The organism is Okibacterium sp. HSC-33S16, from assembly GCF_024171565.1.
Lineage (GTDB): Bacteria > Actinomycetota > Actinomycetes > Actinomycetales > Microbacteriaceae > Mycetocola_A.
Genome location: NZ_JALJZZ010000001.1, coordinates 593,387 through 607,785 on the forward strand (window position 1 = coordinate 593,387; position 14,399 = coordinate 607,785).

Here is a 14,399-nt window from a genome sequence, read left to right on the forward strand (position 1 = left end):
GCTTCGATGCCGATGAACGGGCATCCGCTCAGATCACTGCATGATGCTGCTCGGCGGTCACCGGTTAACGCAGCAGAGCCCCGGCAAGCGAGGCTCTGCTGTGCGGCGCGGGAGAGATCAGTTCTCGACGAGAGCGTCCATCGGTTCGATGGGCTCCTCATCCGGGTCCCGACCGAGCAGGAACAATCCTGCATACGGTTCGAGGCGCACGGTGAAGCTCTGCAGGTCGTCGACGTGACCGATCTCCTCACCGGTCTGGGCGTTGTAGACGATCCGTCGCGGCGTGAGCGCAGATGATCGCACGGTTCCTTCGATCGTCTCACCCGTGAAGTTGAGAACGGTCACCTGGAGCCGTGCGTCCTCGAGGGTCGGGTCGCCACCGTCGAGCCGGTGCACCATCACGAGCATCCCGGGGTGGGCGACGTCCGGGATGTCGAGCTGCGTGCCGATGTCGAGTCCGAGCGTGCTGCGGGTCTCGAGAATACGAGCGACCTGGCTGGCGAATGAGTTCTCATCGTCGAGCTGATGCGGAAGCGAACCGTACAGCGAACGGCCACGAGGCATCCCCGAACTGGAAGAATTCGCTTCGGGTTCGGAGTCCATCAGATCGTGCGCGCCCCGGTGTACCCAGCGCGTGTCACCTTCGGCGATGAGGTCCTTCACCTGCTCGGACGGCAACGGCAGCATGCCCAGCAGATCCCAGGCGCTCAGTGCGAACACCCCGGGCTGCCAGGCGTTGAACATGACGAGAAGAAGATGAGCCTTGCGGATGTTGTCGATGTGCTCTTCGGTGATGGCGTCGAGCGTCGTCAATCCCTGGGCAGCTGCGATAGCGGATGCTGTCGTGCACGCAATTCCGTTGGTCGTAAAAACGAGATTGTAATCGGCAGCATCGCCGGTGAGCTTCTCCACCAGGTCAGCCCTGATGGTTTCGGCAAGCTGCGCCCCGGTGATGTCCTCGTCGCGGAACGGGTAGACGTCGTTGCGGTGCAGTGTTGCCCAGTGCACCAGCTCGTAGGTCAACTCGTCGTGGTTTTGGAGGGCGTGCACCAGGCTGACCGGCTCGACACCGGTGGAGAGTGAGGTGCGGAGGGTAAGCCGGAGGAACTCCGTGTCGCCCATGGCCAGAGCGTGCTGGTAGGCGGGTCGGTTGATGAAGTCGTAGGAAAGGTCGGCGCCGACACGGCCGGTGTCGCGAATGTCCTCCATCGTGAGGTTGAGCTCCTGGAAGGAGAAACCGCCGACTTTGCGCACCATGCTCGCAATGACGTGGTTGGCCGCCTCGGAGAGCGGGTGGCCCTCAGACCAGGCCGGTGACCCCTCAGCGCTCTTCTCCACGCCGAGGAATCCGTTGGCGTCGAGACGCAGTGCGCTCGAGCCGAGGTCACCCAGGGAGTGCAGCGCGTCGCCGATGACCAGGCGCATGCCGGCGAAGGTCGGGTCGAGCCAGTTGATCGAGGGCTGGCCCTGCTTGAAGTAGTGCAGGTACACCCAGCGGCGGGTTCGGCCGTCGGCGCCGAGGACCGGGGCCGTGACGCTCCAGTTTGTTTCCTTGTGGCCGGGGGAGTAGAAGATGACCCGCTGCAGCTGGCCGATGATGTACCCCAGGTCGGCGAGGCGTGCTTCTGTCGCCGGATCCAGGTTGACCGAATCGCGGTGCTCGGGAACGTCGGGGAGTTCGTGCCAGTCTTCTTCCGGGATTTCGACCATGTGGTAGATGCCCGGGTAGTCCTTGTACCCCATTTCGGCCAGTCGGAAGTCGGCGCCCTTGCCAGTGTGACCCGGGACGATGTCGTCGATGACGCTTCCGCCATACTGGTCGGCAACATCGGAGAGCTGACGGAATTCGTCGTCGGAACCGAACGCCGGGTCGATCTGGGTGCTGATGCGGTCGAAGTGACCGTCGACGCTTGCGGTGCTCGTCCAGCCGGTGATGCCGCCGGCCTGCTTGACCGGCCCGGTGTGCACGGCAGTGATGCCGATCTTCTGGAACGCCTTCCACAGTTCCTCGTCGCCGAGGGCAGCGAGGTAGGACTGCCCGGAGGCGGTGATGAGCGAAATTGGGTATGCCGTGAACCAGACCGACGCCGTCTGGATGGCTCGCCGCGCGTCAGGTCGCGCGTAGGGGTTGCGCCACATGCTTGGCTGGCCGGAGAGACCGCGGCCGAGGACCTCGGCGTCGCGAAGCATGGATTGCCGGATCAGCCACTCGACGTACGAGGGGTTCGATGCGTCCGCAGAACGCGGATCGGAAAATGACCGGCGAATGCTGCTCGCCCGCATGTTTGAGCGCGGGCGGAGGCGCTTGGGACGCGCCGGATAGAGATCTTCGTCGTACGTGATTTCGATTGGCTCGATCTCGATCTCGATCTCGGGTTCGTCAGTCATCGTGGCGTGCTCCTCTGCCCGTGCATACCAAACGGCGGTCGACCGTTCTGCGTAAGCACGAGTATGCCGGTTATCCGGAATAAGCGGCAATGAGAGTCGACCGGTGGTGTGCCGCGCCCAATTGGTGTAACGGAGTTGACGATGCCACCTGACCCCTAGAGTGGTCGCATGGCCTTTGAGGGGAGACCAGTGATAACTCAATCGTTCCGTGCCATCGTGGTCGAAGACGATCCCGATGTGCTGTTCTATGTGCAGACGCTTCTGACGCGCCGGGGGTTCGACGTTCGCGCGTTATCTGACCCGCTTCTCGCCGCTGAGGCGACCCGGCAATTTCACCCCGACGTCGTCATCACCGACATCGAAATGCCCGGGCTCAGCGGACTGGACCTCATTGCCCAGGTCCGTGATGCGCAACCCGGAACACCGGTTGTCGTGATGACCGCACACGTGTCGGTGAACTACGCGGTTTCTGCGCTGCGTAACGCCGCCGACGAGTTCCTCACGAAACCAATCGCATCGAAAGAGCTCGTCGGTGTGGCCACGCGTCTGGCCGAAGAATTTCGCCGCGCACAGGCATCCGTTCATCGAAATATTGTTCTGGCCATCGGAGCGCACCCCGATGACGTGGAAATCGGTGTTGGCGGCCTGCTGGCCGCGCACCGTGCTGCGGGGGATACGGTGGCGATTCTGACGCTCTCGCGCGGATCACGTGGCGGAGAGGCAGATGGCCGCCAGCACGAGTCGCTCGCGTCGGCGGAGATGCTCGGAGCGCGACTGTTTCTCGAGGACCTGCCCGACACCGCGATTAGCAACGCTGACCCGACAGTGGGAATCATCGAGCGGGTGGTGGCCGAGGTCAACCCGACGACCGTGTACACGCACAGCGACCACGACCGGCACCAGGACCACCGGGCCGTGCACAGCGCTGCGCTGGTGGCAACGCGCCGTGTGAAGACTGTCGCGTGCTTCCAGAGCCCGTCTGCCACGGTTGATTTCCGGCCGAACCGGTTCGTGTCGATTGACGGGTTCACCGAAAGGAAGCTCGAGCTGCTGAACTGCTTCGCCTCGCAGGCGGGCATTCGCGACTACCTTGAACCGGACTTTGTGCTGGCCACCGCTCGCTATTGGAGCAGGTACGGCACCGGAAAGAACTGCGAACCGCTCGAAATCGTGCGGGAAGCATCCGACGTTGTGGCATCGCACGCCGACATCGAGAGCGCCGTGCGCGCCGAGAAGAACCGAATTTACGAGCAGGGAGCCTCACGATGACCCGAGTTTTAGTCACAGGAACAGGGGGACCGGCCGGAGTTGCCGTCGTGCGATCCCTGCTGAACCGCGGAGACGTCGAGCTGTTCTCGGCCGACATGGACGGTTGGGCAAGCGGACTCTATCTGGTGCCAGCCGATCACCGCAGAATTGTTCCGCGCGGGCTGGCTCCTGACTTTGTGGACGCGATTATCGAACTTTGCACAAACGACCACATTGACGTGGTGTTCTCAACGGTCGACGCGGAGCTGCCAGCGCTGGCTTCGCGCCGTGATGAACTCCAGGCCGAGACCGGCGCAGTTCTGACCGCCCCGACTCTCGCAACACTCGACGTGACCCTCGATAAGTTCCTGCTGGCCGAGCGCTGCACGCCGGTTGTACGGGTTCCGGAGACGCGCCTGCTCAACGCCGACGGCGCTGCGGCCGACTGGGACTTCCCGGTGATCGTGAAGCCCCGCCGCGGTGCCGGATCGCGAGGAGTGCGTATGGTCGAGAGCCGTGACGCATTGAACTCGCTCGGCGTCGACGAGGCACTGATCATTCAGGAACTCCTGCCGGGCGACGAGTTCTCTGTCGACGTTTTTGCGGATGCAGATGGTCACGTGATCGCATCGGTTCCGCGCACCCGTACCCGGGTTGATTCCGGTGTCTCGATTGCGGGGCACACCGTCAAAAACGATGAACTCGAACAGACTGCCGCCGCGGTGGCCGGCGCCATCGGCCTGGTCGGTGTCGCGAACGTTCAGCTGCGGTACGACCGGCACGGGGTCGCGGCGCTGCTTGAGGTGAACCCGCGGTTTCCAGGCGCCATGCCCCTGACGATCGCCGCCGGCGTGGACATGCCCTCGCTCGCCCTCGACCTGGCGCTCGGGGCAGAACTGCCGAGCAGCATCGACTTTGCGGAGATCGCCAACGTGCGGTTCCTCGAGGATGTCTTCGTACCGACGAGCGAGATCCTGTACTCCGAGAACGCAGCACACGACGAAGGTCTCGAAGAATGAGTCAGAACGCCGCGTCGATCCTGGCCGGGGATCACCATGTCCACTCCACCTTCTCCGACGACGCGACAAGCACCCTTGCCGAGAATGTCGCGGCGGCGGTAGAACACGGGGTCGCGCGTCTCCGGCTGGTCGACCACGTTCGCCAGTCGACCACCTGGGTTCCGGATTTCCTTCGGGCGGTCGCAGAGCTCGACGTGCCCGATGGGCTGACGGTGCTGACGGGCGTCGAGGCGAAGATTCTTAACGCCTCGGGATCGCTCGACATCCCACCGGGATTGAGCTTCGGTGACGGTGGAATTGATACCGTCCTCATCGCCGACCACCAGTTTCCTGGAACGGACGGACCCTGGTCGCCGCGAGAAGCGCGCGAACGCCTCGATCAAGGCCTCGACGTCGGATACGCACTCGACCTCCTGATCGGTGCTCTGGTCGGCGCCATGGAGTCAGTGCCGTCAGCTCAGTTGGCACACTGTTTCTCCATCCTTCCCAAGATCGGCTTGTCGGAAGGCGACTTCACGGACGACCAGCTTCGGACGTGGGCGAGGGCAGCGGCTCGAACGGGAACCCTCCTCGAAGTCAACGAAAAATGGGCATGCCCCGGACCGCGCGCCCTGCGGGCGGCTGTGGACGCTGGCGTCACGCTCGTTGCGTCCACGGACAGCCATGCGGCCGGAGACATCGGACGGTATGCGCGTGTGAACCACCTCCTCGCTGAGGCGGGTGTCGAATGACGGGAATTGATATCGGAGCGATCACGGCGGGAACCCTGACCGTCGTCTTCCTCGTATTTGTCTTCACCGGCGCCATCCCGGTGATCTCGGCGGCGTACTCGTTTCTCGCCATTCCGCTCCACGCTTTCCGCAATCACTACGCGAAGGCCAAGCCATACACCCCTCGCGTTGCTATCGTCATTCCGGCGTGGAACGAAGGTGCGGTGATCGGTGCGTCCATCGACCGGCTTATGGCGCTCGACTACCCCCTCGAATCGCTGCGGCTGTACGTCGTCGACGATGCCAGTACCGACGACACCCCTGACGTTATCCAGGCGAAAGAACAGCAGTACCCGGGCAACGTCTTCCACCTGCGACGTGAACAGGGTGGTCAGGGCAAGGCCCACACGCTGAACCACGGCATCCGACTGATCCTCGAGGATGACTGGATGGAAGCCCTCCTCGTCATGGATGCCGACGTCATCTACACACCGAACTCCCTTCGACGGATGACCAGGCACCTCGCAGATCCTGATGTTGGAGCGGTCTCCGCCTACATCCGCGAAGGCAGCAAAGACAAGAACTACCTCACCCGGTTTATTGCGCTCGAGTATGTGCTCTCGCAGCCAGCCGCGCGACGCGCCCAGAACGTTCTGGGGGCTCAGGCTTGCCTGGCCGGAGGGGCACAGCTTCACTCGCGGGAGAATCTGATCGCGATCGGCGGACAGATCGATACCTCCTCGCTGGCCGAGGACACAATCACGACGTTCGAAACGCAACTCCGCGGGCGGAAGGTGGTTTTCGAACCGCTTGCCGTTGTGCTCGCCGAGGAACCCGGTTCCATCGACGCGCTCTGGAAGCAACGGCTGCGCTGGGCTCGAGGTAACGTCACCGTGACGTCGAGGTATCGACGCATCTGGTTCCGCCCGTCGCGTGTCCACAAGCTCGGCACAATCTCGTTCGGCCTGGTCTGGTTCAGCTTGTGGTTGCTTCCCATCGCGATGGTGCTGTCGTCCATCGGGCTCGTCGGACTTCTGCTGCTCGAAAGCGATCTGGCGTCAACGGTCTTCCGCGCGCTGTGGATCTCGGCCGCCTGCACCTTCGCCTTCACCCTGGCTCTGGGGGTGCAGCTCGATTCTGAACTGACGCGGATCACGTGGCGCGAAGTGCTGACCTTCCCGGGCATCATCTCGATGCTCGTCATGCTGACGGCGTTCTTCCCAGGAGTCCTGCTGGACTGGGTGCCGAGCCTGTTTCATCTGAGGTTTACATCGGATGGGCTCTTTTGGGTGACCCTGTCGATCTACATCTGGATCTCTGTGTCGATGTTCGGCGCCTGGATAGCGCGAAAGATTGAGAACACGGCAATCGGCCGGGTGCTCACTCCCGTTCTGATCTATCTGGTCGGATATGGTTCTCTCTTGTGCGCGATCACCTTCGACTCGTACATCAAAGAACTGCGACATGCTGAGGCCAAGTGGGACAAGACAGAAAAGACGGGACGGGTGACCGCGTGAGCGCTCCAGATCTGACACCCACCGACCCGCGCAATCCCGGGGACGCCTTCCTCCAGCAGGAGATCGACGAGAACAGGCTTTCCGAACGCGCGCTGATTCCACAAGCACTCATCGCCTTTGCGTTTGTTGCCGTGCTCGTCATTGTGAGGGAGATCTTTTTCGTATGAGTGATCCCACCCGAGTCCTTATCGTCGAGGACAACCCCGATCAGCGCGACCTTCTCCGGCGCAACTTCGAGCGCGCTGGATGCACGGTCGTCCTCGCAGAGAGCGCCGAGGCGGCAACAGCGGAGTACCGCAAACACACCCCCGATCTCGCGGTTGTCGACCTAATCCTTCCCGGCATGGACGGCCCCACCTTCATCGATCAACTCAAATCGGAGCGACCCGATTGTGCCATCGTCGTGACCAGTGTCCTCGACCCGGCCGACTTTCCAACGTCCGATGGAGTGCTACCAAAACCGTTCACACGTGCGCAAGTTGACGCGGTCCTCGAGTCGTGTCTCCCGGAAAGGCAACATCAATGACCGAAGGTCCGCAGCGCCGCGTAGTAATTGCAGATGACGATGCTGATATGCGGATGCTTGTGGAGATTGCGGTGCGCAAGGCGGGCATGATGCTCGCTGCGGTGGCCACAGACGGAGACCAGGCGTGGCAGGCAATCCTCGACCACACGCCGGATCTGATTGTGCTGGACGTTTCGATGCCGGGGATGAGCGGCCTCGATGTGTGTCGTCGTGTCCGCAATGATCCCACTCTCGCTCACATTCCCATCCTGTTGCTGTCGGCCGGCGTGAGCGGCGCTTCGCGCGAAGCTGGCAAGCAATCCGGAGCAGACGATTTCATGCCGAAGCCGTTCAGCCCGAAGGCGTTGATTGAAAAACTTATCGTCCTGTCTAGCGGACGGGGAAGCGAGTGAGCCTGCTGTACAGAGCGGCGAAGTGGGTCATCCGCTCCGACCGACCGAGTCCGTTGCTCAAGCATTTCCCCACCGTGATTGCATTGGCGGTCGCGATGCTCATTACGGTGTGGTTCGGGCTCCCCATGCCTCAGCCAATCGCCGTCGTGTGTTCTGCCGTGGTTGGTGCCGGGTCGGTTGCCCTCGCCGCGTGGTTCTCCCGCAACGAGGCAACAACCCGCTGGGTTCTTGCCGTGCCGCTGGCAGGGCTGCTCGCGGTCGCATTGCTTCGCCTGGGAACGGGCGGTGCCACCTCGCTCTTTGCGTCGCTCATGATTCTTCCGATCGTCTGGATAGCGTCGGAAGACGGTCGACGATGGATTGCCGTTGCCGGATTGGGTACCGCTGCGGCCATCATGCTTCCGTTTGCCGTTCTCGGAGAGGAACCACGCGATGCGACTGAGTGGCTGAGGGGCGTCGTCGCACCGCTCGTATACACGATGGTTGCAGCGGTCATCAATGAGATGTCGAGGCAGAACCGCTCACAGTTACGAGCCATCCGCGCACTCGCCGAGCAACGCGAAGGGACTCTGGCTGAATCCCTGGCTCAAGCAAGCCAGCTTCGCGAATCCGAAGCTGAGCTGCGCCGGGCGAACTCATTCACATCGAGCGTCCTCGACGCGGTGACGGTGCAGTCGATCATCGGAACCGATCTCACCGGTCTTGTCAACGTGTGGAACCCGGGCGCCGCGTCCATGTTGGGTCGAACAGCCGAAGAGACGCTGGGGCGCGCGTCCATCCTCGACTTCCATCTCGACGACGAACTCGAGAATCGTTCACGAGAGCTCAACTACCCGACCGGAGCAACCGTGCTCAACCCCGGATTCTCCGCGCTTGTCGAGTCAGCTCGCCTCGGGGTGGCCGAGATGCACGAGTGGACCTACCGACGCGCTGACGGCAGCGAGTTCCCGGCCGAAGTGGCTGTCACGCGACGGGTGGACGATCGAGGCGCGACCACCGGATACATCTTCGTCGCGACGGACATCACCCAGGCGGTGGAGGTCTCCCGCCTCAAGGACGAATTTGTCGGCCTGGTCTCGCACGAACTTCGCACACCGCTCAGCTCAATCCTCGGCTACCTCGAACTCATGAAGGACGATGAGGATGCGCCGCTCTCGGACGAGCAACAACTGTACCTGGGAGTCGCCGAGCGTAACGCCCATCGGTTGCTCGGGCTTGTGGGAGACCTACTCTTCACGGCACAGGCAGACTCCGGTGGATTCCCGCTCGCCGTGGGGGAGGTGGCCGTCGGCGACGTGATTACCGGCGCCGTCGCCTCGGCGCGACCGGTCGCGGACGCGGCCGGCATCACACTGGAGTCGACAGGCGTCCCCAGCGACCTCGTCATTGAGGCTGATCGTGGACGCCTCGGCCAGGCCATCGACAATCTCGTGTCCAACGCCATCAAATTCACGCCGCGAGGTGGCAGCGTCTCGGTCGGGCTGGTCGAACCCGACGGCGACGGTCCGCTCGAGATCACGGTGCGAGACACCGGCATGGGAATCCCCGCCGCTGAGCTTGACCAGCTCTTCACCCGGTTCTTCCGCGCCACGACGGCCACCGCAAACGCGGTTCCGGGCGTCGGCCTCGGTCTCGTCATCACCAAGGCCATTGTCCAGGCCCACCACGGTGAGCTCGATGTGTCGAGCGTGGAAGGCGAAGGAACGGTGTTCACCCTCCGGCTGCCGGTCGACGCGCGCGTCCTCTCCTAGATATCGAGCGTGTCGCCGGGTGCGAGCGGAAAGAAGGTGCCGCCGTTCTGCTTCGTCGCCCACGTGATGCGGGTGTTGGCCATCTCCTTGCCGGCCTTGGCCAGCACCATCTCGTGGGTCGGGAAGCTGCGCCGCGGCTTGACCGTCAGCACGTAGTCCATCACGTCGCCGATCTTGAGCCACGGAGCCCCGGCAGGAACAGCCATCACGTCAACCTCGACGCCCTCCGGCACGGTATACGAGTCGCCGCCGTAGTAGACGCTGCCGTTGATGAGCACCCCGACGTTGTCGACGACCGGAATCGACGAGTGAATCACATTGTGCTTCGACCCGAAGAATTCGAGCCGAAACGGACCCACCTCGATCGTGTCACCAGCGGCAACCACTTCGACGTCAAAGCCGGCGGCAGCTGTCGCAAAGCCCTGCGGGCCGAAAATCCGCACGTCGGGGCTCTTTGACCGAATCCGCTCGAGTTGCTCGGGCGTCCAGTGGTCGGGGTGCTCGTGGGTCACAACGATGGCGTCCGCTTGCGCACCGTCGGTGATGGCCGTTGTGAACGAGCCCGGGTCGACAAACAGTTTCCTGCCCGAGTCCTCGAGGACAAGGGCGGCGTGTTCGAGTTTCGTCAACTTCATACCCCGAGCTAACTCGGTCGAGCCGTCCTGAGCAAGGCGACGCGGCGACTGCTGGCATACTCACATCGTGACCACCCTTCGCCGCATCGCGGTCGCCATCAACCCCGAGGCCTCGTTCGGCAAGACCCGTTCCGTCGGACCGGCTGTCATCGCCGCCCTCGAAGCGCGAGGCGCAACGGTGCTCCCGCTCCAGGAGCCCAACATTGAGCTTCTCCGGCAGAGCGTGAAGGTAAGGGTCGGTCAGGGCATCGACGCCCTCGTCGTGGTCGGAGGTGACGGCATGGTGAGCCTCGCCGCCAATGCACTCGCCGAGACGACGATTCCGCTCGGCATCATTCCCAGCGGCACCGGAAACGATGCGGCACGCGGTCTCGGAATTCCCATCGGGGACACGGATGCTGCGGTGCAGCTTCTCTGGACGGCTCTCCAACACGGTCCCCGCGCTATCGATGTCGGAGTGGTGCGCCATGGACTTCACACCACCCGATTCGTCGGCATCCTCTCCGCGGGCTTCGACGCGATCGTCAACGAACGCGCGAATACCTGGGCCCGGCCGCGGGGGAGGAGCCGCTACACCCTCGCCCTGATACGCGAACTCGCCGTGCTGAAACCGCGTCGGTACGAGATCACCGTCGATGGAGTCACCTCCGAGCGGCGCGCCGTTCTCATCGCCGTTGCCAACAACGGTTCGCTTGGTGGCGGCATGCGTGCCGTCCCGCACGCCAGCATGGAGGACGGGCTGCTTGACTTGTTTGTTGTCGCGCCGCTGTCGCGCTGGCGATTTCTGCGGCTCTTCCCCCGCGTCTTCTCGGGAACGCACACCGACCTCGACGTGGTCTCATTTCGCACGGTGTCGAGCGTGACTCTAGACGCGGACGTCCTCATTGCCTACGCTGACGGTGAGCGTATCGGTTCGCTTCCGGTCGAGGTCAGCGTGCTCCAGCGGGCGCTGTGGGTGCTGGCCTAGCGCTCGATTTGTTCGCGCCGAATTCCTGTGTCATACTCATACACGTTGTTTCCGGCCCCATCGTTTAGCGGCCTAGGACACCGCCCTCTCACGGCGGCAGCACGGGTTCAAATCCCGTTGGGGTCACAACTCATAAAAACCCTCGTAACAGGTTTCTGTTGCGGGGGTTTTTGTGTTTAATCTCTCAATCGGCAGTTCCTGCATCGCGTGCTGCTTTTCTGCCGCCATGGGGCATCCGTCGCAGTTTCTTCATCTCTAATGTTGCGAACATGTAAAGACACCGGCCATAACGCCGAGCCTGCCTCACCTCCTGCATCCGGTTGTGCTAGTAAAGGAGCACACCAAAACACTGCGGCGTCGCAGACCCCCATTCGCGCGCCTTGGTGTCCATACATTCACAGAAGGGGAGACGGATATGGCATCCGCATCCACCAACGGCAAGCGAATCGCTACAGCCACCGCAGCATTCGCTGTGACGGCCCTCGCGATCTCTGGCTGCGCAGGCACCTCAGGAAGCAACTCCTCGGGCGGATCAGCGAAATCGATCACCGTGGGAACCACGGACAAGGTCACAACGCTCGACCCGGCCGGTTCGTACGACAACGGTTCGTTCGCCGTCATGAACCAGGTGTTCCCGTTCCTCATGAACACCCCGTACGGCAGCCCCGACGTCGAGCCCGACATTGCGGAGACCGCAGAGTTCACGGCGCCGACCGAGTACACGGTCACGCTCAAGGACGGGCTCAAGTGGGCCAATGGCAACGAGCTCACCTCGAGTGACGTGAAATTCTCGTTTGACCGCCAGCTCGCCATCGCCGACGACAACGGTCCGTCGTCGCTGCTCTACAACCTCGACAGCGTCGAGACCCCGGACGAGACCACAGTCGTGTTCAAGCTCAAGCAGGAGAACGACCAGGTCTTTGCGCAGATCCTCTCCAGCCCGGCCGGCCCGATCGTTGATGAGGACGTGTTCGCTGCTGACGCCCTCACCTCTGACAAGGAGATCGTTGACGGCGAGGCATTCGCCGGCCAGTACACGATCGCGAGCTACGACTTCAACAACCTGATCTCGTACAAGGCCAACCCGGACTACCAGGGGCTCCTCGGCAAGGCGGAGACCGAGACGGTCAACGTCAAGTACTACGCAGAGTCGGCTAACCTCAAGCTCGCCGTGCAGGAGGGCGACATCGACGTAGCGTTCCGCAGCCTCAGCGCAACGGACATCGCCGACCTCGAAGGCAACGACAAGGTGAAGGTGCACCAGGGCCCCGGTGGAGAGATCCGCTACATCACCTTCAACTTCAACACCCAGCCGTTCGGTGCATCGACACCTGAGGCCGACCCGGCCAAGGCTCTCGCCGTGCGCCAGGCAGTTGCTGACCTGATCGACCGCGAAGAGATCGCCGAGGAAGTGTACAAGGGCACATACACCCCGCTGTACTCGTTCATGCCTGAGGGCCTGACCGGAGCGACCACCGTACTCAAGGACCTGTATGGCGACGGAGACGGCGCTCCGTCCGAGGAGAAGGCCGCTGAGCGTCTGAGCGCGGCTGGAATCACCACCCCGGTCGTGCTGAACTTGCAGTACTCGAACGACCACTACGGCCCGTCCTCGGGTGACGAATACGCACTGATCAAGTCGCAGCTCGAAGCCTCCGGCCTGTTCACGGTCAACCTGCAGACCACTGAATGGGTCCAGTACTCGAAGGACCGCTCGAGCGACGTCTACCCGGCGTACCAGCTCGGCTGGTTCCCCGACTACTCGGACGGCGATAACTACCTGACGCCGTTCTTCCTCAAGGAGAACTTCCTCGCGAACCACTACGACAACCCGGAAGTCAACGACCTGATCCTCAAGCAGGCGACGACCGTTGACGCCGACGAGCGCGCGAGCATCTTCGAGGAGATCCAGGCCAAGGTGGGTGCGGACCTGTCGACAGTGCCGTACCTCCAGGGGTCGCAGGTCGCTGTTGCCGGAGCTGGCGTTGACGGGGTTACCCTCGACGCGTCGTTCAAGTTCCGCTACGCACCGCTGAGCAAGTAAGTTATTCCCGCTGAAGGTTCACCTTCAGTAGTTCCTGCAGGGCGATCGGTTACCACCGGTCGCCCTGCACACCTTTGTGATTGGCAGGTTGACCGCTGAGTTCCCTCACCATCCCGGCGACGAACGGGGCACCCACACCCGTGTCGAAGCCGGCATCCCCCCGCCCCCGGAAGGGCTCGGGCGGAAGCTTCTGGCGCTATCTCGTCATCCGCTTCCTGCTCATCATTCCGACCGTCTTCATCCTGGTCACGCTTGTGTTCATCCTCATGCGTACGACCGGAGACCCGATCACCGCTGCCCTCGGCGACCGGCTCACTGCCGTCGAACTCGCCGAACGTGTTGCTGCGGCTGGCTACGACCGGCCGATCTTCGTCCAGTACATGGAGTACCTCGGACAGATCCTCACCGGTGACTTCGGCACAACGCTGAGCGATAACCGCCCTGTGCTCGAGGTTCTCCTCACCTATGGCGCCGCAACTCTTGAGCTCGCCTTCTACGCCCTCATCGTCGCATTCGCGGTCGGTATTCCCCTCGGCATGGTCGCCGCATACTTCCGTGACAAAACTCCGGACGCCATCCTGCGCATCGTCGCCATTCTGTTCTACGCGACCCCCGTATTCTTCGCGGGCATGCTCCTCAAGCTCATCTTTTCGGTTTGGCTCAAGGTGCTCCCGGTTTCCGGCCGTGGAACCACGACCACTGAACTCGAGATGCAACTGCTCGAAGGCAAGACGGGCATCTATCTCTGGGACGCGCTTCGGATCGGCGACCCGGGCATCCTCGGCGACGTGCTGGCCCACGCCGTGCTTCCCGGCCTGACGCTTGGACTTCTCACCGCAGGAATCTTCCTCCGCCTGGTGCGGACGAACGTCATCGGTACGCTGTCGACCGACTACGTTGACGCCGGTCGTTCGCGCGGAGTCCGCGAGTTCCGACTCGTCACCAAGCACGCCTACCGGCCCGCGCTCATCCCCATCATCACGGTGATCGGCCTGCAGATCGCGCTCCTCCTCGGCGGCGCCGTGCTGACCGAGACCACCTTCGAATGGAAGGGGCTCGGCTTCCAGCTCGCGGAGTACCTGCAGGCGCGCGACTTCGTTGCCGTCCAGGGCATCGTTGTGCTGCTCGCTGTGATCGTTGCCCTCACCAACTTCATCGTCGACGTGATCGCCGCTCTGATCGACCCACGAGTGAGGTACTAA

Annotated in this window: 13 protein-coding genes and 1 tRNA gene; 12 read left to right on the forward strand and 2 right to left on the reverse strand. The window is 62.9% G+C overall.

The features are described 5' to 3' along the window. Positions 1–117: 117 nt before the first annotated feature. Complete coding sequence (treS, locus tag L1277_RS02900; RefSeq protein WP_253374835.1) at positions 118–2,388, reverse strand: maltose alpha-D-glucosyltransferase; 2,271 nt, start codon at positions 2,386–2,388, stop codon at positions 118–120. Between the two features lie 168 nt (positions 2,389–2,556). Here treS and L1277_RS02905 point away from each other — a divergent pair, with 168 nt between their 5' ends. From L1277_RS02905 to L1277_RS02940, 8 genes are read left to right on the forward strand one after another with little or no spacing between them, the layout of a single operon-like run. Further along, positions 2,557–3,657: a response regulator gene (locus tag L1277_RS02905; protein WP_374110148.1), complete on the forward strand. Its 1,101-nt coding sequence runs from the start codon at positions 2,557–2,559 to the stop codon at positions 3,655–3,657. Further along, positions 3,654–4,655: an ATP-grasp domain-containing protein gene (locus L1277_RS02910; protein ID WP_253374837.1), complete on the forward strand. Its 1,002-nt coding sequence runs from the start codon at positions 3,654–3,656 to the stop codon at positions 4,653–4,655. The genes L1277_RS02905 and L1277_RS02910 overlap by 4 nt, the downstream gene beginning before the upstream one ends. Next, positions 4,652–5,386: a PHP domain-containing protein gene (locus L1277_RS02915; protein ID WP_253374838.1), complete on the forward strand. Its 735-nt coding sequence runs from the start codon at positions 4,652–4,654 to the stop codon at positions 5,384–5,386. The genes L1277_RS02910 and L1277_RS02915 overlap by 4 nt, the downstream gene beginning before the upstream one ends. Continuing rightward, positions 5,383–6,882, forward strand: a complete 1,500-nt coding sequence (locus L1277_RS02920; RefSeq protein ID WP_253374839.1) for a glycosyltransferase — start codon at positions 5,383–5,385, stop codon at positions 6,880–6,882. Before L1277_RS02915 ends, L1277_RS02920 begins: the two co-directional genes overlap by 4 nt. Continuing rightward, on the forward strand, positions 6,879–7,049 hold the full coding sequence (locus L1277_RS02925) for a hypothetical protein (protein ID WP_253374840.1): 171 nt from the start codon (positions 6,879–6,881) through the stop codon (positions 7,047–7,049). The genes L1277_RS02920 and L1277_RS02925 overlap by 4 nt, the downstream gene beginning before the upstream one ends. After that, entirely contained in the window at positions 7,046–7,408 is a 363-nt protein-coding gene (locus L1277_RS02930) for a response regulator (protein WP_253374841.1), read from the forward strand. Before L1277_RS02925 ends, L1277_RS02930 begins: the two co-directional genes overlap by 4 nt. After that, a complete protein-coding gene (locus tag L1277_RS02935) occupies positions 7,405–7,800 on the forward strand; it encodes a PleD family two-component system response regulator (protein ID WP_253374842.1) in 396 nt (131 codons plus the stop codon). Before L1277_RS02930 ends, L1277_RS02935 begins: the two co-directional genes overlap by 4 nt. Beyond that, the gene (locus L1277_RS02940) at positions 7,797–9,551 is read left to right on the forward strand and encodes a cell wall metabolism sensor histidine kinase WalK (RefSeq protein WP_253374843.1); all 1,755 of its coding nucleotides are present in this window, start codon (positions 7,797–7,799) and stop codon (positions 9,549–9,551) included. The genes L1277_RS02935 and L1277_RS02940 overlap by 4 nt, the downstream gene beginning before the upstream one ends. Here the strand turns inward: L1277_RS02940 and L1277_RS02945 are convergent. Next, positions 9,548–10,186 (reverse strand): MBL fold metallo-hydrolase, encoded by a 639-nt coding sequence (locus tag L1277_RS02945; protein ID WP_253374844.1) that lies wholly within the window; start codon positions 10,184–10,186, stop codon positions 9,548–9,550. The genes L1277_RS02940 and L1277_RS02945 overlap by 4 nt on opposite strands. A 67-nt stretch (positions 10,187–10,253) precedes the next feature. Here L1277_RS02945 and L1277_RS02950 point away from each other — a divergent pair, with 67 nt between their 5' ends. From L1277_RS02950 to L1277_RS02965, 4 genes are all read left to right on the forward strand, one after another. Further along, on the forward strand, positions 10,254–11,153 hold the full coding sequence (locus L1277_RS02950; RefSeq protein WP_253374845.1) for a diacylglycerol kinase family protein: 900 nt from the start codon (positions 10,254–10,256) through the stop codon (positions 11,151–11,153). A 53-nt stretch (positions 11,154–11,206) separates the two neighbouring features. Beyond that, positions 11,207–11,279 (forward strand) — tRNA-Glu (locus L1277_RS02955). A 289-nt stretch (positions 11,280–11,568) separates the two neighbouring features. Further along, positions 11,569–13,197, forward strand: a complete 1,629-nt coding sequence (locus L1277_RS02960; protein WP_253374846.1) for an ABC transporter substrate-binding protein — start codon at positions 11,569–11,571, stop codon at positions 13,195–13,197. Positions 13,198–13,337: 140 nt separating this feature from the next. Next, positions 13,338–14,399, forward strand: a complete 1,062-nt coding sequence (locus L1277_RS02965; protein WP_253374847.1) for an ABC transporter permease — start codon at positions 13,338–13,340, stop codon at positions 14,397–14,399.

Bases quoted from the DNA above. Each gene is read 5' to 3' on its own strand.
- treS (WP_253374835.1), bottom strand. From the start codon at position 2,388: ATGACTGACGAACCCGAGATCGAGATCGAGATCGAGCCAATCGAAATC.
- L1277_RS02905 (WP_374110148.1), top strand. From the start codon at position 2,557: ATGGCCTTTGAGGGGAGACCAGTGATAACTCAATCGTTCCGTGCCATC.
- L1277_RS02910 (WP_253374837.1), top strand. From the start codon at position 3,654: ATGACCCGAGTTTTAGTCACAGGAACAGGGGGACCGGCCGGAGTTGCC.
- L1277_RS02915 (WP_253374838.1), top strand. From the start codon at position 4,652: ATGAGTCAGAACGCCGCGTCGATCCTGGCCGGGGATCACCATGTCCAC.
- L1277_RS02920 (WP_253374839.1), top strand. From the start codon at position 5,383: ATGACGGGAATTGATATCGGAGCGATCACGGCGGGAACCCTGACCGTC.
- L1277_RS02930 (WP_253374841.1), top strand. From the start codon at position 7,046: ATGAGTGATCCCACCCGAGTCCTTATCGTCGAGGACAACCCCGATCAG.
- L1277_RS02935 (WP_253374842.1), top strand. From the start codon at position 7,405: ATGACCGAAGGTCCGCAGCGCCGCGTAGTAATTGCAGATGACGATGCT.
- L1277_RS02945 (WP_253374844.1), bottom strand. From the start codon at position 10,186: ATGAAGTTGACGAAACTCGAACACGCCGCCCTTGTCCTCGAGGACTCG.
- L1277_RS02960 (WP_253374846.1), top strand. From the start codon at position 11,569: ATGGCATCCGCATCCACCAACGGCAAGCGAATCGCTACAGCCACCGCA.